The organism is Streptomyces sp. NPDC055140 (assembly GCF_053607285.1).
In genome coordinates, this window is sequence record NZ_JBSGTG010000010.1 from 175,382 (window position 1) to 193,743 (window position 18,362).

At 70.4% G+C, this 18,362-nt stretch carries 19 protein-coding genes; 11 read left to right on the top strand and 8 right to left on the bottom strand.

The window, feature by feature from the left end:
- Positions 1-7: 7 nt before the first annotated feature.
- Entirely contained in the window at positions 8-1,696 is a 1,689-nt protein-coding gene (locus ACWFR4_RS21025; protein WP_453653887.1) for a chitinase, read from the bottom strand.
- A 197-nt stretch (positions 1,697-1,893) separates the two neighbouring features.
- On the opposite strand from ACWFR4_RS21025, the gene ACWFR4_RS21030 reads away from it, so the two are divergent.
- On the top strand, positions 1,894-2,181 hold the full coding sequence (locus tag ACWFR4_RS21030) for a DUF1905 domain-containing protein (RefSeq protein WP_453469136.1): 288 nt from the start codon (positions 1,894-1,896) through the stop codon (positions 2,179-2,181).
- A 188-nt stretch (positions 2,182-2,369) separates the two neighbouring features.
- On the opposite strand, the gene ACWFR4_RS21035 is transcribed toward ACWFR4_RS21030, so the two are convergent.
- Positions 2,370-2,879 carry a mycothiol transferase gene (locus ACWFR4_RS21035; protein WP_453469135.1) on the bottom strand — a complete coding sequence of 170 codons (510 nt, stop codon included), beginning with the start codon at positions 2,877-2,879 and terminating at the stop codon, positions 2,370-2,372.
- Between the two features lie 270 nt (positions 2,880-3,149).
- Between ACWFR4_RS21035 and ACWFR4_RS21040 the strand changes: the two genes are divergently transcribed.
- The 8 genes from ACWFR4_RS21040 to ACWFR4_RS21075 all read left to right on the top strand — a co-directional run bounded on the left by ACWFR4_RS21040 (position 3,150) and on the right by ACWFR4_RS21075 (position 9,500).
- On the top strand, positions 3,150-3,566 hold the full coding sequence (locus ACWFR4_RS21040) for a hypothetical protein (RefSeq protein WP_453469134.1): 417 nt from the start codon (positions 3,150-3,152) through the stop codon (positions 3,564-3,566).
- A 117-nt stretch (positions 3,567-3,683) separates the two neighbouring features.
- Positions 3,684-4,076: a hypothetical protein gene (locus ACWFR4_RS21045; RefSeq protein ID WP_453653889.1), complete on the top strand. Its 393-nt coding sequence runs from the start codon at positions 3,684-3,686 to the stop codon at positions 4,074-4,076.
- Positions 4,077-4,083: 7 nt separating this feature from the next.
- Positions 4,084-4,671: a hypothetical protein gene (locus ACWFR4_RS21050; RefSeq protein WP_453653891.1), complete on the top strand. Its 588-nt coding sequence runs from the start codon at positions 4,084-4,086 to the stop codon at positions 4,669-4,671.
- A gap of 2 nt (positions 4,672-4,673) precedes the next feature.
- Positions 4,674-5,045: a peptidase inhibitor family I36 protein gene (locus tag ACWFR4_RS21055; RefSeq protein WP_266570792.1), complete on the top strand. Its 372-nt coding sequence runs from the start codon at positions 4,674-4,676 to the stop codon at positions 5,043-5,045.
- Positions 5,046-5,188: 143 nt separating this feature from the next.
- Positions 5,189-5,641 carry an ATP-binding protein gene (locus ACWFR4_RS21060; RefSeq protein ID WP_453468510.1) on the top strand — a complete coding sequence of 151 codons (453 nt, stop codon included), beginning with the start codon at positions 5,189-5,191 and terminating at the stop codon, positions 5,639-5,641.
- A 112-nt stretch (positions 5,642-5,753) separates the two neighbouring features.
- Complete coding sequence (locus ACWFR4_RS21065; RefSeq protein ID WP_453653893.1) at positions 5,754-7,094, top strand: FAD-binding oxidoreductase; 1,341 nt, start codon at positions 5,754-5,756, stop codon at positions 7,092-7,094.
- 176 nt (positions 7,095-7,270) lie between these two features.
- Positions 7,271-8,554 (top strand): hypothetical protein, encoded by a 1,284-nt coding sequence (locus ACWFR4_RS21070; RefSeq protein ID WP_453653895.1) that lies wholly within the window; start codon positions 7,271-7,273, stop codon positions 8,552-8,554.
- Positions 8,555-8,627: 73 nt separating this feature from the next.
- A complete protein-coding gene (locus ACWFR4_RS21075; RefSeq protein ID WP_453653897.1) occupies positions 8,628-9,500 on the top strand; it encodes a universal stress protein in 873 nt (290 codons plus the stop codon).
- A 10-nt stretch (positions 9,501-9,510) separates the two neighbouring features.
- Here ACWFR4_RS21075 and ACWFR4_RS21080 read toward each other — a convergent pair whose 3' ends face one another.
- Positions 9,511-9,705 (bottom strand): ferredoxin, encoded by a 195-nt coding sequence (locus ACWFR4_RS21080; protein WP_453468517.1) that lies wholly within the window; start codon positions 9,703-9,705, stop codon positions 9,511-9,513.
- A 97-nt stretch (positions 9,706-9,802) separates the two neighbouring features.
- The gene (locus ACWFR4_RS21085) at positions 9,803-11,008 is read right to left on the bottom strand and encodes a cytochrome P450 (protein ID WP_453653899.1); all 1,206 of its coding nucleotides are present in this window, start codon (positions 11,006-11,008) and stop codon (positions 9,803-9,805) included.
- 329 nt (positions 11,009-11,337) lie between these two features.
- Between ACWFR4_RS21085 and ACWFR4_RS21090 the strand changes: the two genes are divergently transcribed.
- Positions 11,338-11,844, top strand: coding sequence for an FBP domain-containing protein (locus ACWFR4_RS21090; protein ID WP_453468515.1), 507 nt, complete (start codon positions 11,338-11,340; stop codon positions 11,842-11,844).
- Positions 11,845-11,954: 110 nt separating this feature from the next.
- On the opposite strand, the gene ACWFR4_RS21095 is transcribed toward ACWFR4_RS21090, so the two are convergent.
- The 4 genes from ACWFR4_RS21095 to ACWFR4_RS21110 form a co-directional block, all read right to left on the bottom strand.
- Positions 11,955-12,800 carry a nitroreductase/quinone reductase family protein gene (locus ACWFR4_RS21095; RefSeq protein ID WP_453653901.1) on the bottom strand — a complete coding sequence of 282 codons (846 nt, stop codon included), beginning with the start codon at positions 12,798-12,800 and terminating at the stop codon, positions 11,955-11,957.
- A 415-nt stretch (positions 12,801-13,215) separates the two neighbouring features.
- Positions 13,216-14,238, bottom strand: coding sequence for a hypothetical protein (locus tag ACWFR4_RS21100; RefSeq protein WP_453654032.1), 1,023 nt, complete (start codon positions 14,236-14,238; stop codon positions 13,216-13,218).
- A gap of 234 nt (positions 14,239-14,472) precedes the next feature.
- Positions 14,473-16,125 (bottom strand): amidohydrolase, encoded by a 1,653-nt coding sequence (locus ACWFR4_RS21105; RefSeq protein ID WP_453653903.1) that lies wholly within the window; start codon positions 16,123-16,125, stop codon positions 14,473-14,475.
- A gap of 43 nt (positions 16,126-16,168) precedes the next feature.
- Positions 16,169-17,590, bottom strand: coding sequence for a purine-cytosine permease family protein (locus ACWFR4_RS21110; RefSeq protein WP_453653905.1), 1,422 nt, complete (start codon positions 17,588-17,590; stop codon positions 16,169-16,171).
- A 137-nt stretch (positions 17,591-17,727) separates the two neighbouring features.
- Between ACWFR4_RS21110 and ACWFR4_RS21115 the strand changes: the two genes are divergently transcribed.
- Positions 17,728-18,330, top strand: a complete 603-nt coding sequence (locus ACWFR4_RS21115; RefSeq protein ID WP_453653907.1) for a TetR/AcrR family transcriptional regulator — start codon at positions 17,728-17,730, stop codon at positions 18,328-18,330.
- Positions 18,331-18,362 lie beyond the last annotated feature (32 nt).

Here is an 18,362-nt window from a genome sequence, read left to right on the forward strand (position 1 = left end):
AGGGCGCTTACGGGAGTGAATGCACCTTGGGGCCAACGCTGTTCGACCAGGCGTTGCCCGCCGTCGCGTCCCAGTTCGTGGACCAGGTCATCGCGCCCCGCAGGCCCGGATAGGTCCTCGCGGGCTTGAAGGAGCCGCAGCCGGTGCCGCGCGTCAGGCAGTCGAGCGCGTTGTTGACGACCGACGGGTCCACGTAGCCACTGCCCGCTCCGCGCGTCGACGCCGGGACGCCGAGGCCGACCTGCGACGGGTCGAGACCGCCCTCCAGCTGGATGCAGGCGAGCGCGGTCAGGAAGTCGACCGAGCCCTGGCTGTACACCTTGCCGTCGCAGCCGAGCATCGAACCGCTGTTGTAGTACTGCATGTTGACGACCGTGAGGATGTCCTTCACGTTCAGCGCCGTCTTGAAGTACTCGCCGGACGTCGACTGCATGTCGATGGTCTGCGGCGCCATCGTGAGGACCAGCTTCGCGCCGGCCTTCGCGGAGAGCTGGTGCAGGGCCTTCGACATATAGGTGGAGTTGAGGCCGTTCTCGAGGTCGATGTCGACGCCGTCGAACCCGTACTGCTGCATCAGGGAGTAGGCGCTGTCGGCGAACGCGGTGGCCGACGCGTCACTGTTGACGGACACGCTGCCCTTCTCGCCGCCGACCGAGAGGATCACGGACTTGCCCGCGGCCTGCTTCACGGCGATGTCGGCCTTGAAGTCGGCGGCCGACGCGTATCCGACGGCGGGGTCGAGCGTGAAGGAGATCTGGCCCGGCGTGCTGGTGGCGTCGGCGAAGGACACCGCGATGATGTCGTACTGGGAGGGCACGTCCCGCAGCTTCTGTACGGTCGCGCCGTTGTTGAAGTTCTGCCAGTAGCCGGTCACCGCGTGCTTGGGCACGGTGCCGCCGCCACCGCTCCCGGAGGTCGCGGTCCTGGCGGTGACGGCCGCCGACTTCGCGGACTCACCGGCCGAGTTGGTCGCGCTGACCTGGAAGCTGTACGAGGTGGCGGCGGCGAGTCCGGTGACGGTGGCGGACGCGCCGCTGACGGAGGCGACCTTCGAGCCGTCGCGGTACACGTTGTAGCCGGTGGCGTTGGAGACCGGGTTCCAGGAGAGGTCGACCGAGGAGGACGTCGCGGTGCCCGCCGCGAGTCCCGCGGGGACCGCCGGAATGACGACGGGATCGCCGCCGCCACCGCCGCCGTCGGGACCGAGCACGCTCACGTCGTCGGCGTAGTACGCGCTCTGCCCGTACCAGCCGTGGGTGTAGACGGTCACGGACGTCGTGTTCGCGCCGGTCGTGAACGTGGTGCTCAGCTGTTGCCAGCCGGAGGATCCCGGTGTCCACGTCGACACGTCGGTGGTGCCCGTGCCGCTCGCGCCGAGGTACACGTAACTGCCCTGGACCCAGGAGCTCAGCGTGTACGTCGAGTTGGGCTTGACCGCGACGGCCTGGGAACACTGGGCGGTGTCCTGCGCGGTCGGTGTGCCCTTGAGCGCCTTGGCGCCGCCGTGCACGGGGGAGCCGACCACGGAACCGGTGCCGGCGGAGCACGTCCAGTTGCTCAGGTCCGATTCGAACCCGGCGTTCTTCGCGACGTTGATGTCGGCGGCCTGCGCCGTGGTCGCCAGAGCGGTGACGCCGAGCGTTGCGGCCGCGGTGACGGCCAGTGCGCCCTTGATCCATCTGCGTGCACGGTCCACTTACTGCCTCCGGTGGGGAGTGAAGGGGGCGGGAGTGAACGGTGGCCACCGCTGTAGGGCCCAAAGCTGGTCCAGACCAATCGAGTTGTCAAGACCTCAACCACGCCGGGGAGGGCCGGCGGAGCGCTCCGGGTGCGATGAGTTCCGCGCGCGCGGCAGGTCTTCAGTGATGACGGGGAACCCCCGAGGAGGCAGAGATGAGTACGTCCAGCACCCTGAACGAGGAGTTCGGCGCCGTCCTGGAGAGGAGTCCGAACGAAGGTGGTTGGACCTATGTCGTATGGCCCGAATCGGCCGCCTTCTTCGGGACGCGCGGCCTGGTCAAGGTCAGGGGCACGGTCGACGGCCATCCGTTCCGGAGCTCGTTCATGGCTCTTGGGGACGGGCGGCACAAGCTGCCCGTCAAGGCCGACGTACGTAAGGCGATCGGCAAGGAGGCGGGGGACCGCGTCACGATCCGGCTCGAGGAGCGGCTCGGGAGCTGACGCCGGGGAGTGGGTGAACGGGGCCGCCGGCCTGGGCGTGGGTAGGGAGTGGCCGGCAGCCCCTCCGCGCAGGAGCCGTCGATCCTGTGCGGGGTTCCCCTCGTAGTGGACTGCGTCGTTCCGATGGCTGGAAGCGTGCGAACGCAGTGACTGGGTGCGCCCGATTCACACGGGGCGCGCGCCCGGCCTCAGAGGCGCTCGAGAATCCCGCGCACATAGGCGGCCTGCCCCGAGTGCTGGAGATCGTCCGAGATGACGCTCACCAGCCGCACGCCCAGCGTGACCGCCGGCGACCAGGTGTCGTCGATCACCTGGTCCAGGTCCGCGTCGGTCAGTTCTGCCATGTGGGCGAGGGTGCGCTCGTGCACGGCGTCGAAGTAGCCGAGCAGCAGATCGGCCGACGGGACCTGCACCTTGGCCACCTGTTTGCCGCTGTGGCCGTACCCCGTGTCGGAGGGTGGCAGGGCGAGATCGAGGCGGTCGGCCCAGCCGTCGGCGAGCCAGACCTGATCGGTGTGGAAGGCGTCGGAGATGTGATCGTCCTGCACGCGTGTGAGGTGCCAGATCAGCCACGCGATCGAGTTCGAGTCGTCATTGAGCCGGGTGTTGAGTTCCTCGGCGGAAAGATCTTCCACCACCGAGTGAACCGTTTCGTGGATCCGTCCGAACGCGTCGGTGAGAACGTCCTTGGAGTGCATGACGTGCTGCTTCCTCGATGGCGGGGATTTCACACCCGCGCACCCGTTCCATTCCGGCCATTCGACGCCCTGAATATGCCAGGAGACTGGCCAGAAAGGCATGGTGACAGCGCGTCGGAAGAGTCGATACTCGTCTTCTGAGGAAGTTGAATGATGCCCATCCAATAGATCATTTCGCCGGTCCGACCCGGCGCACCCGCACGGATCACGCACATCGCACGGAATGAAAGTGAGGCCCGCAGGGCGGCGAACGACGCGACGGGGGAGAACGTGCACGAGGAATTCCTGTGCCATGTCACCGCGTACGGAATCTGCGGCGGTCAGCGCGTCGGCGTACCGCTCGGAACGTACCGCGCGCCCACTCTGCCGCTCGCGATGTGGTGGCTGCGCGACCGAGCTTCCTGGATAGCCGAACGGCTCGATCCGCGCCCCGGCAATCCGCATTTCCCCGAACACGCCATTGCCCCGGTCGCCGACACCGTCCCCGATGTGCCGGGCGCGCTGCGCGACTGGTGCGGCGATATCGAGCGGCAGGAACAAGCGGCCGAGGAACTCGCGGACGGGAAACTCGTCCGGCTGATCACTCGCGACGACACCACGGAATACGAGTTCCTCGCCGAATCGGTCGACGCCCTGCGGATGCAGCGCACCCGCGCGTCCAAGGCCGCGCTCGTTCCCCACCCGTGATCGACGCGGCGCCGATATGACTAGTAGCCGGTACGGGTGGCGCCGCGCTTACCTGCATAAACGCCGGGGGAGTGTGGTCAAGCACAGCGCCGTCACCACACTTTCGGAGCCGCTCGAATGCACCGCAGCACCGCCTTGCTCACCACCGCTCTCGCCGGCGTCGCCGCCGCGCTGACCCTCGCCGCCCCGACCGCCGTCGCCACCGCGCCGGCCGGTTCCGCGCGCGCTGCGGGCCCCGGCCAGGTCTGCTTCTGGACCGAGCCGGGCCAGCACGGCCAGGCCTGGTGTTACGCGCCACCCGGCTACGCCGAGGCGGAGAACGGTACCCAGCGCCATGCCTACTCCTTCGACTCCCGCGTCGACGGCACCGTCTATGCGATCAGCTACGGACCGGGAAACAGCTGCCTCTACCGGGAGATCCGCAAGGACGACTACGACGAGAACTGGGAGGCGTGGGCCACCAAGCTCGACGGCGTCAGCGACAACAAGATGGGATGCGAAGCGGGCTGATCCGCCGATGACGCACCGACCGCGCCCCTGGGCACGGCCTTTCCTGGCGCTCGCCGTGCTCGGCCCGCTGTCCCTGGCCGGGCTGCTCGTCACCGGCTGCGCGGCCCCGGACCCCGGGCCCGCACTCTCCCCGGACGACACCGTCAAGGCCGCCACCCAGCTCCTGACCGACCGCTGCCTCACCGCGCAGGGACTCACGCCGCCGCGCCCCGGCAGGCGGCCCGGTACGCAGGCCCAGGAGGAACGCCTGTCCGACGCCCTGTTCGGCGCCGGGCGCACGGAACTCTCCCTGAGGCTGCCGACCGGATACTCCGTGCGCGCCCACACCGACGGCTGCCTGGCCTCGGCGCAGCGCGCGCTCTACGGCGACCAGCGCCGCTGGTTCCAGGTCTCGACCGTCGTCAACAACCTCAAGCCGGAAGCGGCCTACCGCAAGACCAGCCTCGCCTCGGTACGGGCCGGACACCGCGCCGACGTCACGGACTGGCAGCGCCTTCGGGAACGCGCCCTGAACCGCGCGAGGGACCTCCTCACCCAGCAGAAGCAGCAGAAACAGCAACAGCCGATTCAGCAGCAAGAGAAAGAGACGCAGTGATCATCAAGAACTCCGCCGCGCTCCTCGCGGCCGTCGCCCTCGCCTTCGGCGGCGCCGTCGCCACTTCGTCCTCCGCCTTCGGCGCCTCGTGCCCCAGCGGCCAGTTCTGTGCCTGGACGGACGCGAACTTCGGCGGTCAGCGCACCAACTGGTCGGGCGACGACCACGACTGGGAGGACCCCATCCAGGACCAGGACTCCTCCTGGGCGAACCATGGCATTTCGGGCCCCGGCATCAAGGACCACGTACAGGTCTACGAGAACCCGGGCCTCGTCGGTCTCGGCACTGTCTGCCTCGCCCCGGGGCAGGAGATCGCCTCCGACAGCTGGGGCAACGACAGCGGCGACTCCCATACGTGGAAAATGAGCTGCTGACCTCGCGCACCGCGTGGCCGGACCGGAACGGGCGGCATTCCCTGCCGCCCGTTCCGGCCGGTTATGACTGCCGCACGCGCCACTGGGTATCAGGAGGTCTGCAGGGGAGTTACTGTGCCGATCGATCCCATTGAGAGAACCGCATGACCGAGTACCTGGACGGAGCTTTGATGCCGACCGGTGCTGCCGACCCCGCCGAGCCGCTGCGCCGGGCGACGCAGTACACCGGCGAGCCGGGCTGCATCGCAGACGCGCGCGCCTTCGCCGAGGTGTTCCTCGAGCAGCTGCGGGCCGAGTGGTGCGCCCTGATCGACGCCAGGTCCCGCGGTGATCTGCTGCTCCTGGTCAGCGAGCTCGTCACCAACGCGGACCGCCACAGCCATGGTCCGTACGTACTCGATCTCGAGGGATCGAAGGACGAGGTGGCCGTCACCGTCTACGACAGCAGCGCCGCCGTGCCCCGCCTCTTCGTCAAGGACCCCGCGCGCATCGGCGGGCACGGCCTCGAGATAGTCCACGCCCTCGCCACCGAGGTCATAGTGGAGCGGGTACCGGTCGGGAAGTGGATCAAGGCCGTCTTTAGACTGCGACCGTAATCGAACGGTTCTCGCCCGAGGAGACGACGACATCGACACGGCACCCGACCGCGAGCTCCTGAACGACCTGGCCGAGGCGCTGCCGGGCCTCACCCTGATCGAGGACGGCGACGTGCTGTCCGGGCTCAGCCACGACGACGCGGAATGGGCGCCGGTGGGCCGGGCGCTCGCGGCGGTCCGGGTGGCGGACGCCGGCGAAGTGCAGCAGGTGGTGCGCGCCTGTGCCGCGCTGTCCGTACCCGTCGTGACCCGTGGCGCCGGCACCGGGCTCTCGGGCGGCGCGAACGCCACCGACGGCTGCCTGGTCCTCGACCTCTCGCGGATGAACCGCATCCTGGAGATCGACACCGAGAACCTGCTCGCCGTCGTACAGCCCGGCGTCGTCAACAACGACCTGAAGGCGGCCGTCGCCGAGCACGGCCTCTGGTACCCGCCGGACCCGGCCAGCGCCCCCTGGTCGACCATCGGCGGCAACGTCTCCACGAACGCCGGCGGCCTGTGCTGCCTCAAGTACGGCGTCACCCGTGACTACGTCCTCGGCCTCGAAGCCGTGATGGGCGGGCCCGCGGGCGAGTACGGCAGCCGCGTCCGGTTCGGCCGGCGCACCACGAAGGGCGTCAGCGGCTACGACCTGACCGGCCTGTTCGTCGGCTCGGAAGGCACCTTCGGAGTGATCACCGAGATCACGCTGCGCCTCCGTCCCGCGCCCGCCGCCGAACCCCGCACCGTCGTCGGCGCCTTCGACGGGCTCGTCGCAGCGGGCGCCGCCGTCGCGCTGTGCACCCGGCGCGGCCTCCAGCCCGCCGCCCTGGAACTCCTCGACCGGCACTGCATGCAGGCGGTCGAGGACTGGAAGCACCTCGGGATCGAACCCGGCGCCGCCGCGCTGCTCCTGGCGCGGATCGACGCGCCGGGCGACGCGGGCGCGGCGGAGGCGGCGGCGGTCGCCGAGGCGTTCACGGACGCCGGAGCGCTCTGGGCCGAACAGTCCACCGACGCCGTCGAGGCAGAGGCCCTGTTCGACGTCCGCAGGCTCGCCTACCCGGCCCTCGAACGTCTGGGCCCCGTGCTGACCGAGGACATCTGCGTACCCCGCTCGGCCGTGCCCGCCATGCTCGCCACCGTCGAGGAGATCGGGCAGCGGCACGGAGTGCGGATCGCGACCATCGCGCACGCGGGGGACGGCAACCTCCACCCGCTCCTGATCACCCCGCCGGGCGACGCCGGGGCGCGCCGCGCGGCGCAGGCCGCGTTCGAAGAGCTGCTCGGCGCCGCGGTCGCCGCGGGCGGCACGGTCACCGGGGAGCACGGCGTCGGCCTGCTCAAGCGGGGCGGCATGCGGCAGGAACTCGGCCCCGAGGTCTGCGCGGTGCAGCGCGCGGTGAAGAACACCCTTGACCCGCTGGACCTGTTCAACCCGGGGAAGGTCGTCGGCGACCCCGACGCGAGCTGACCCGACATCGGTACCCCCTCCCGGCCTGCGGGCTCCGGCCCGGCCGGCGCTTTACGCAGCGCTTTGTCCGCCACGCCGACCCAAATGCACTATTTGTATGCTTATCCGACTTACGGTGCGTGTGTTGTCTGGGGGGTTGCGCAACGCGTCCCTCGCGGACGCGGGTTGGGATGCCGATGAGTGAGATCACCCGCAGAGGAGCCGTGGGACTGGGACTCGGGATCGGTCTGGGCGCCGCTGCCGCGGGCCTTGCCGGATGCGGAACGGGCAACGACGAGGCCCGCCCGCCCGGGGGCCCCGGCCGCTACCCCGACCAGGGCGCCCACTCAGGCAGGAAGGCTGCGCCCCAGCTGATCGGTGACGGCTCGACGGCGTACACCGGCAGGCAGCCGAACCAGCCCACGGCGCCCGTCCCCCTCGAACCAGGCCAGACGCCGCCGCAGTTCGTGATCTTCTCCTGGGACGGCGCGGGCGAGATCGGCAAAGGCTACTTCCCACGCTTCCTCGAACTGGCCGCGAACCACGGCGCCCGCATGACGTTCTTCCTGTCGGGTCTCTATCTGCTGCCCGAGTCGAAGAAGCGTCTCTACGACCCGCCGAACAACCCCGTCGGCGCCTCCGACGTCGGGTACCTCACCGACGCGCACCTCAAGGAGACGCTGAAGTACACCCGGCAGGCCTGGCTCGACGGCCACGAGATCGGCACGCACTTCAACGGCCACTTCTGCGCCGGCTCGGGTTCCGTCGCCAACTGGACGCCCGCGCAGTGGCGCAGCGAGATCGAGCAGGCGCGTTCCTTCGTCAAGACCTGGCGTACGAACACGGGTTGGCACCAGGACGACCCCCTGCCGTTCGACTACGACCAGGAACTCATCGGCGGCCGCACACCCTGTCTGCTCGGCCGGGACAACCTGCTGCCCACCGCCCGCGAGCTGGGCTGGCGCTACGACGCCTCGTCGCCCGGCGGTGTCCAGCGCTGGCCCGAGAAGCGACAGGGGCTGTGGGACCTGCCGCTCCAGGCCATCCCGTTCCCCGGCCACAAGTTCGAGGTCCTCTCGATGGACTACAACATCCTGGCCAACCAGTCGAAGAACTCCACGCGAGGGCCGTCCTACAACTACGCGGCCTGGCGCCAACAGGCCACCGAGTCCTACGTCGCGGGTTTCAACAGGACGTACGAGACGAACCGGGCGCCGTTCTTCATCGGCAACCACTTCGAGGACTGGAACGGCGGGATCTACATGGACGCCGTCGAGGCCGCGTTCAAGGAGATCGCCGGCAAGAAGGACGTACGTCTCGTCTCCTTCCGGCAGTTCGTCGACTGGCTGGACGCCCAGGACCCGAACGTGCTCGACCGGCTCCGCTCGCTGGAAGTCGGAGAGGCACCCAAGGGTGGCTGGTCGCAGTTCCTCGGCGACGTGGTCGCGGAACCCACCAACGCCGCACGCAGCCGCGCCTAGGGTGCTCTGACGTGTTGCCTGCCTCGCTGACGCACACTGGTCGGGACCTGATCAGTGACGGAGAGGCAGGCGCATGGACCGCTGGATCACCGCGGGAGTGGACGGATCGCCGGAGAGCTCGGCCGCTGCGGCGTGGGCGGCGCGCGAAGCGGTCCGCCGTGGGTACGGGCTGCGCCTGCTGCACGCCTGGTCCCCGCTGCCGGACGTGGCGGCGTCCGCGCCCGATGCCGCGGCGCAGGCCGATTGGGCCAGAAGTGTGGCCGATGAGGCCGCGCGCGCCGTGGCGAGCGGTCACCCCCGGCTGCCGGTGTCGGTCGAGTCCCCGTCCGACGCAGCCGTTCCCGCGCTCCTCGACGCCGCCGCAGACGCGGAGTTCCTGGTCCTCGGCTCGCGGGGACACGGCGCGCTCGTCGGCTTCCTCGTCGGGTCGGTCGGGCAGCAGGTCATCGCCGAGTCGGCGCGGCCCGTCGTCCTGGTGAGGGCCGACGACCGCGCCGAACCGGAGGCGGCGGGCCGCGAGATCGTCGTCGGCCAGGAGGGCGCGCCCGAGGACAGCAGGGCGGTCCTCGAGTTCGCCTTCGCCATCGCGTCCGCACGCGGCGCGACCCTCAAGGTCGTCCGCGCGTGGACTCTGCCGCCCCTGTACGCGTACAGCCCCGCCTCACTGAAGTTGCTCGACGAGGCCGGCGGCATGGAGCCGTACGAGAGGAAGGCGCTCGGCGAGGCGCTCGAACCGCTGCGCGCGCGGTATCCCGACGTGCCGGTGGTCGAGCACGTCGAGATCGGCAGCGCCGGCCAGGTCCTTCTCGCGTCGGGTGCGGGGGCCCAGCTGGTGGTCGTGGGCCGCCGCGCCCGCCGCTCGGCCGTAGGGTCCCGCATCGGGTCCGTCGCGCACGCCGTGATGCACCACGCGCCGTGCCCGGTGGCCGTCGTACCGCCTGCCTGAGCAGGGGACCTCAGCTGTCGGCGACGGTGATGGCCCGCACCGGACAGGCGCGGGCCGCCTCCCGCGCCAGCGGGTCGCCGGCGCCGTCTTCGCGGCCCTCCAGCACCTCGCTGAAGCCGTCGTCGTCCTGCGTGAACACGTTCGGCGCCGTCAGTGCGCACATGCCCGCACCCACACAGCTGTCCTTGTCGATCCGGATCTGCACGGTCTGCGCCTCTCTCACGGCTCGGGTTGGGTTCTCAGAGGTCGGTTCTCGGGTGTCGGTTGTGAACGCCCGGGATCGGTTCTGACGGCTCGGGCACTCACCAGGTGATCGGGAGTTCGAGCATGCCCTGGATCGTGTCGCCCGGCTTGAACGGGATCTCCTCGGCGGGCGCCGCGAGGCGCAGCCCCGGCAGTCGCGCGAACAGCGACCGCAGCGCGATCTCCATCTCGGCCCGTGCCAGGTTCTGCCCCAGGCACTGGTGCACTCCGTAGCCGAACGCGAGGTGGTGGCGCGTGGGGCGGTGCCAGTCGAGGGAGTCGGGGGCCGTGAAGCTGTCGTCGTCGCGGTTGATGAGCGAGGTGGAGAAGACGACCCCGTCGTCCGCCCGGATGGTCTCGCCCGCGACCTCGATGTCCTCGGTGGCGACGCGCAGGATGCCGTCCGCGATGGACAGGAAGCGCAGCAGCTCCTCGACCGCGGCGGGCAGCAGCGAGTCGGCGGAGCGCAGCTCCTCCAGCCGGTCCGGATGGCGGAGCAGGGTGAACGTGCCGAGCGAGATCATGTTCGCCGTGGTCTCGTGCCCCGCGATCAGCAGGATCGTGGCGAGGCTGATCAGTTCCTCGCGGTCGATCTCCTTCTCGTCCGGCCTGCGGTGGATGAGGTCGTCGAGGAGTCCGTCGCCCGGCTCACGCCGCTTGCGGTCGATCAACGAGCCCAAGTACGCGTCGAGCTGCTCGCGCGCGGCCTCCGTGTCCGTCACGTCCGGCCCGCGCAGCAGCCGCCGTGACTGCTCCTCGAAGAAGTCGTGATCGGCGTAGGGCACCCCGAGCAGTGAGCAGATCACGATCGATGGCACGGGCAGCGCGAACGCGCTCACCAGGTCGGCCGGCGGGCCCTGCTCGACCATCGCGTCGAGGAGCCGGTCGACGGTCTCCTGGATGCGGGGCCGCAGTGCCGTGATCCGCTTGAGGGTGAAGCTCGGGATCAGCATGCGGCGCTGGGCGTTGTGCTCGGGGTCGTCGACTCCGAGGAGGGCGATGCGCCGTTTGCGTGAGAGGGCGAAGCGCTCCGTGGGCATCGGGAAGGCGCGGTTCTCCCGGTCGGTGGACAGGCGCGGGTCGATGAGCAGGTCGCGCGCGACCGACTGGCCGGTGACCACCCACACGGTCCGCCCGTCGAAGAGCGAGACACGGGAGAGGGGCCGGGCCGAGCGCAGCGGATCGTAGGAGGCCGGCGGGTGGTAGGGACACGTGCGGTCCTGGGGGAAGGCGACGGTGTCCGGCGTGGGGGGTGTCACGGTCATGGTGACCTCGCAGGCGGTGAGTCTTCCTCGGTGATCTTCATTAGATGCCTCGGGCATCCAGTCGTCCACGCGAGGATCGGCCAGTCCGCCCATCAGGGACATCTGGCCGAACCCTGTTGTTCGGGTCCGGTCGAGGGTGCGTTCTGTCTGGTCGGGGCCTGTGGTCGGACCGGCGAGGCGGACGGGGCACGTGCCGTACGGCCGGAGCCGGTGGGGTGCCCTCGGGCGTGGCGCGGCTTGTTCGCGCCCCGTAGACCGCACGGGTGACGACTGCGTCCACGGGGAAATGCGGATGCTTGTGCGAGCGGTGGTGGGTATCGTCGCCGCACGTGGAACCACTGAACGAGAAACAGATCCGGGCGTCCTTCGTGAACTGCACGAAGGGTGAGGCCGCCCGGATGAAGCTCCCCCTCGACTTCGCCGAGCTCCCCTGGGAGGACCTGGACTTCCTCGGCTGGATCGACCCGGGAGCGCCGCTGCGGGCCCACCTCGTGCGCCCCGGCCCCGACGGGCCGCTCGGCATCACCCTGCGGGTCCCCTCGGTGAGCCGGACCAGCGCCGTGAAGTCCAGCATCTGCCAGGTGTGCCTGACCGGGCACGCCTCCTCCGGTGTCGCCCTCCTCGCGGCGCCCCTGGCCGGAGCGCGCGGGCGGGAGGGCAACACCGTCGGCATCTACCTCTGCGCCGACCTCGCCTGCTCGCTCTATCTGCGCGGCAAGCGGCAGCCCAAGCTGAGGGCGGGCCGTTACGAGGAGTCACTCTCGCTCGACGAGCGGATCGCCCGCGCCATGAGCAACCTGGACGCCTTCACAGGGAGGGTCACCGAGGTCGCCTGACCGGTCTTCGGGCGGGGCGCCTTGTCGTGACCGGGTTGCGGCAGGACGCCTTGTCGTGACCGGCTTCGCGGCACGGGGCCTTGACGTGACGGGGTTCGGGGCAGGACGCCCTACATCGCTGCCGCGTCGAGGAGGGGGATGAGCTGTTCCTCCTCGTGGAGCAGGTGCCTCTCCAGTTCGTCCGTGAGCCGTTCCACCTCGGGGAGCACCAGGCCGGGGTCAGCGCCGTCGGTGGAGACCGTCTCCTGCAATCGTGCGAGGAGTGCGGCGATCCGCTCGTGCTCCTCGCGCATCAGCTCCAGGACCGCGCCGAGCTCGGGGTGGCGCGAACCGATGAACGGGAACAGGGCGGCGTCCTCTCCGGCGTGATGGTTGTGCAGTCCCTTGCAGAGCGTGAGGCAGTTGATACGGAGCTGGGCGCCGAGGCCGGGGCCCGACTCCGCGATCTCCTTGCGGATCAGGCCCAGTTCACGCCGGATGCCGTCGTGGACGGCCTTGAGCCCGTCACCCCAAGATGTCGCTCCCGTCACGTTCGGCGGGCCGCTGTCGATCGCGCGCAGGGCGACCACGGGGATGACGCGGGACGTCTTCGCCTGGTACTCGGCCCAGCCCGGATCGCGCTCGACGGCCCGGGCGAACGCGGCGTCGCGCTCCGCGCCCGCCAGGACCTCGGCCTCCGCCGCGTAGGTGAACACGCCGTCCTCGACGGTGACGCGCGGGGTGGCCGCGAGATTGTGGAACCAGTCCGGGTGGCCGGGCGCTCCGCCGGCCGAGGCGATCACCAGGACGCGCTCGCCGCCGTCAGGGAGGAAGCCGATGGGGGTGGTGTGTGCGGCGCCCGAGCGGGCTCCCGTGGTGGTGAGGAGGAGGATCCGGCCACCTTCGAAGGGGCCTGAGAGCCGGCCGCGATTGGCTCGGAACTCGTCGATGACGTGCTGATTGAAATCGTTGGGCATTCTCTTCTTTCGTCTCCGGGACTTACGAGAAATCTGGATCGCGGAAGCAAAAGAAGATCGGCGGGCCTCGCGCCCGCCTCGGCCTCACTCGGAGGCCGGGTGCCCTACTCGTTGATGGCCCAAGGCCGACCCGGCAGTCACGGGGCGAGACCTTAGTTCATCCGGACGGGGGGCGGCAATGCGTTTTCGGGTGCGGGTTCGGTGCGGGCTGCTCAGGTTCGTTTTCGGGTGCCGGCTCGGGGGCGTTGCTCAGGTGCGTTTTTCTGGGTGCGGGGCCTCGGGGGCATGTACGTGCTCGCTGTTCTATGGGCCACCGTCAGCTAGCTGATTGCCTGTACGTGGTGCTGGTGGCTGCGCGCGCACATGCCCCCACGTCCCCTTCCGTTTCGTACGCGGCTGATCGCCGGTGGGGCTTCTACTGGACCTTCGCCTGGATCGCCGAGATGCAGGAGGCGATGGCCTGCTGGAGGTCTTCGAGCCGCTTGAGCATGTCGTCCTCGTAGACGTCGTCCTCGGCGTCGTCGAGGGTGAGCTCCTCGAAGACCTTCGTCGCCTTCTGCAGGCTGTTGTAGAACTTCGCCCTGCGCTCCTTCACCCGGAGGTCGGGGTCGCTCTCGACGGTCTTGGTGACGAGCTCGCGGACGCTGTCGTACGCCTCACGCGCCCACTCGCCGGCCTCCTCGCCGTCGTCCAGCTCGTCGATCAGGGAGAGATGGCGTTCGGCCTCCTCGCGCAGTTCGCGCGGCGCTTCGATCTTCTGACCGGCCGGTGTCTTGATCTGGCCGTTCTCCGCGATCTGACGCACGTACTCGACCCGGTCGCCGGCCTTCGCCTCGGCGGCGACGGCCTTCTTGAGGTCGTCTGCCCGGACGATGTCCCTGACCAGCTCGGTGCGCAGGGCGGGGTCCTCCTCCAGGCGGTCCATCAGGGCCTTCCTGGCCGCCTCGGCGGTGCCGGGGTCGGCGAGGATCGCGGCGCGCAGCGCGGTCGGGTTCTCGGCGACCTCCAGGGCCTTGGTCGGGCGGATGCCCTCGGCCTCGGCTGCCGCCGAGATCGCGTGACCGCGTGGCGACACGGCGATGGAGCGCGACGCGTAGTACGACAACCAGACGTCGGAGTCCGGGAGTTCGACGTCCTGGCCCGGGGCGAGCGCCTCGAAGTGCGGCACGAGTCCGTCGTCGGCGGCCTTGTCCCAGGCCTTGTAGTAGCGCATGACGCGCTCGGCCGAGCAGCCCGCCAGTTCGCTGAACCGGCGGGCCGAGATCTTGGGCGTCTCACCCACGGCCTGCCCGCCGGGACGCACACTGCGCGCCACCATGAGGGCGAACGCCCAGCCGCCGGTCCGGGCGTAGACACCGAAGGCGCGCGCGTCCTCGGCGATCGGCTCGGAGACCTCCGCCGTGTCCTCCGATGTGCCCTCCGGCGTCTCGTCCGTCATCTCGTCCGGGGTACCGCCCGGCACCCAGATGTTCGCCTCGGCCTCGACGGGCCCGGCCTGCGCCGGGACGGCCTCTTCGGAGGTGACGTCCGTTGCGGCGGATTCGGTCGATTCGGTCGGGGCGATCGCTGAGGTCACGTAGGTTCTCCTGAGGCGTCTCGGGCGGACGAAGGTTGACGCGCTACTTTATCCCTCCTAATCGACCCTTTTGTGTGCGGGTTCGTGTGGGGGTTCTCAGGCGCGGTGCTCGATCTTGCCGGCCACGACGACGGTCTCCGCCACGGTGTCCGGGATGTCCTCGGGCGCGGCGCTCAGGATGTCGCGGGACAGGACCACGAAGTCCGCAACCTTGCCCACGCTCAGTGAACCCCGCTCGTGCTCCAGGAAGTTGGCGTACGCGGAGCCCATGGTGTACCCGTACACCGCGGTCTCCACGTCCACGGTCTCGCCGGGCATCCAGGGCTCGCCGCCGGCCAGCGGGCGGCGCGTGACAGCCGTGTAGATGCCGACCATGGGGTCCATCTCGGCCACGTTCCAGTCGCTGGAGAAGGCGAGGACCGCGCCCGACTCGTGGAGGCTGCGCATGGGCCAGGCCTTGTGCCAGCGGTCGGTGCCGACGTTCTCGGCCCAGTCCTTGCCGGGGCCGGCGACCTCGGGCGCGCAGTGCCTCGGCTGCATGCAGGCGACCACGCCGAGTGCGGCGAAGCGCGCGGTGTCGGCCGGGTCGAGGCATTCGACGTGGACGACCTGGTGGCGGGCGTCCCGCTGACCGTTGACCGTACGGGCGTGCTCGACCGCGTCGAGGACCGTGCGGATGCCGCGGTCACCGGTCGCGTGGACGAAGCACTGGAAGCCGCGCGCGTCGAGCTTGGCGAGGAGGTCCGCGAACTCCTCCGGCGGGTAGAAGGTCTCGCCGCGGTGGTGGCCGCACCCCGTGTACGGCTCCAGGAGTGCGGCGGTGCGCGGCTCGACGACGTCGTCGATGTAGAGCTTCAGCGGTCCGACGCGCAGCCGGTCGTCGGCGTGGCGGTCCGCGGCGGCGGCGAAGTCGTCGAGGTCGGCGTCGGTGGTGCCGCGCGGGTGGAAGAGCGCGGCGACGATCCGCGAGCGGAGCCGGCCCTCGGCGCGGGCGCGCTCGAACAGGGCGAGGTCGTCGATGGAGTTCTGCGGTTCGACGACGGTCGTGATGCCGAAACGGATCGCGTCGTCGAGCGACTTGGCGAGGCGCCCGTACTGGCGGTCGGCCGAGGCCCACGGCACGCCGAGCTGCCCGAGCGCGCGGTGCCCGTCGCGCGACAGGCCCTTGACGGCGAAGTCCTTGATGAATCCGGTGGGTTCACCGGTTTCCGGGTCAGTGGCGGCCTCGCCGAACGGCAGGCTCGTACGGTCCTTGTCGATGCCGAGGCGGCGCAGCGCGGCCGTGTTCAGCCACGCGGTGTGGACGTCGTAGCTGAGGACGAACGCGGGGGTGTCGCCGGTCACCGGGTCGAGGTCGGCGGCGGTGGGCATCCGGCCGCCGGGGATCGCCGAGTAGTCGAACGCCTCCGCCTCGATCCAGGCGGCCCCGGGGTGCGCCGCCCGCCACACGCGGATCCGGTCGTGGATCTCGTCGAGCGTGTCCGCGCCGGACAGCTGGACGCAGGCGTCGTCGGAGCCGAGCCGTACGTGGTTGTGCGCGTCGATGAAGCCGGGCAGGACCAGCTTCCCGCCGGCGTCGACGACCTCGGTGCCGGGCCCCGTCCAGGCCTCGGCGTCCGCGTCGGCCCCGAGCCAGACGATCTTGCCGTCGCGCACGGCGAGCGCCTGCGCCTCGGGCAGCGCCGGGTCGACGGTGTGGACGCGTGCGCCGCGCAGGACGAGGTCGGCGGGGGCGGGGGAGTGGGACATGAGGGGTAACTCCTCTGGTGATACGGGTGGTTCGGGAGAAGGTCTACGCGGCGGGGGCGACGGCCCGCCGGGCGAGCGCCCAGTACACGAGGGCGGAGACGACCGAGCCGAGCAGGGTCAGGTCGGCGCCGCCGAGCGGGGCCACCAGCGGGCCGGTCCAGAGCTCGGAGTCGCAGGTCAGCGAGGCGAAGACGATGCCGGAGAGCAGCGCGACGACACCGGCCGGGTGGTAACCGCCCCGGTACCAGTACGCGCCGTCGCGGCCGGTGTGCAGGGAGGGAGCGTCGTACCGGCAGCGGCGCATCACCATGTCGGCGAGGAAGACGCCGCCCCACGGCGCGAACACGATGATCAGCAGGGACAGGAACGACAGCAGCGAGTCGGTGAAGTCCGTGAGGAACAGTGCGTAGAGCGAGCCGGCCACGGTGACGCCCGCGCTGATGAGGATCGCCTTGGACCGGCTCCACGGGATGCCGAGGACCTGGAGGTTCAGGCTCGACGAGTAGAGCGTGATGATCGAGTTCGTGACCGAGCCGCCGAGCACCAGGGCCAGGAAGAGCGGCTGGAACCAGCCCGGCAGCAGCCCCTCGGTACCGGCCACCGCGTCCGACATGTCGGCCTGGGTGGCGGCGGCGACACCCGCGACGCCGAGCGCGACCGAGGAGACGAGCCCGCCGAGCGCTCCGCTCCAGGTGATCGAGCGCAGCGAGGTGGTGCGCGGCAGGTAGCGGGTGTAGTCGGCGGGCATCGGGACGTACGAGAACGGGCCCGCCAGCATCACGACGAACGCGAGGCTCCAGCCCGAGGCGCCGGGGACGCCGCCGGTCGACGTGCCGGTGTCGGCGCCCGGGATCAGGAAGACGAGGAGCGCGGCGAAGCCCACGGCGAGGACGTACGCCATCCAGCGCTCGGCGAACTGCACGGTGGCGTGGCCCCACAGGGCGACGGCGAAGGTGAGCACCATGGTGACGGCCAGCGCGAAGGCGCGGGCGGTGGAGCCGTGCCAGCCGAGGTCCGCGCAGAACGCTTCGAGGGCGAGCGCGCCGACCACCGTGTTCACGATCGTGTAGCCGATCGAGACGATCCAGTTGAGCAGGCCGGCGGGCCAGTTCCCGCGGACGCCGAAGGGCGCGCGGGAGATCACCAGGGTTGCGGTGCCGGTGCGGATTCCGCTCAGTCCGGCGGCGCTGATCGCGAAGAACGCAAGGCCGCCGATGACGACGGCCGCGGTCGCCTGCCAGAACGAGAGCCCGAAGGACACGGCGAGCGCGCCGTTGATCACGTACGTGAAGGTGAGGTTCGAGCCGAACCAGAGCCAGAAGAGGTCCTTGGCGCCGCCGTGCCGCTCCGCGTCGGGGATGGGGTCGATGCCGTGGGTCTCGACCTGGAAGACCTCGTCACCGGTGGCGGCGACCGTCGGTCCGGCCTCCACGGGTCCGGGGTCCGCGGTGTGCTGCTGTGTCATCCCGCCGTCCTTGAATGTCGTTCTAACTTCTTGAACGGCATTCAAGATGCGCCTCCTCGCCGCATACGTCAAGACCCCTCGTGGAAATCGCCGGATAGGGTCATGGAGTCGGGACCACGGATCAGGGAGGCGCGGCTGTGGCGGCTACGGCGCGACGGCGCGACGGGCAGGTCGCCCAGGAGCGGATGCTCGAAGAGGCGATGGCGGCGATCGCCGAGGACGGCCTGGCATCCCTCACGATGTCGGCGCTCGGCAAGCGTCTGGGCACCAGCGGCGGCCACATCCTGTACTACTTCGGCAGCAAGGACCGCCTCCTCCTCGAAGCCCTGCGCTGGAGTGAGAGCGGCCTCGCCGACGAACGCCGGGCGCTCCTTTCCCGGCGCCTCACCGCCGAGCGCAAGCTCGACCAGTTCGTCGAGCTGTACCTGCCGCGCGGCCCGCGCGACCCGCGCTGGACGCTGTGGATCGAGCTGTGGGCCCGCACCTCCTCCGACGAGGCGCTGCGCGAGGCCCAGGACGAGCTGGACCGGGGCTGGCAGGAGGACCTCGAAACACTCCTCTCCAAGGGGGTCAGGCAGGGGCGGTTCGCCCCTCTCGACACCGCCGAGCGCGCATCCCAACTCCTCGCCCTGCTCGACGGGTTGAGCACCCGCATCGTGATCGGTCAGCGCGGCGCCGAGCGGTCCGCGGTACTCGCCACCGCGCGCTCCGCGGCCGAACGGCTGGTGGAGCGGGCCTGACGGCCGGTGCCGTCGCGTCCGCGTGCGTGTCA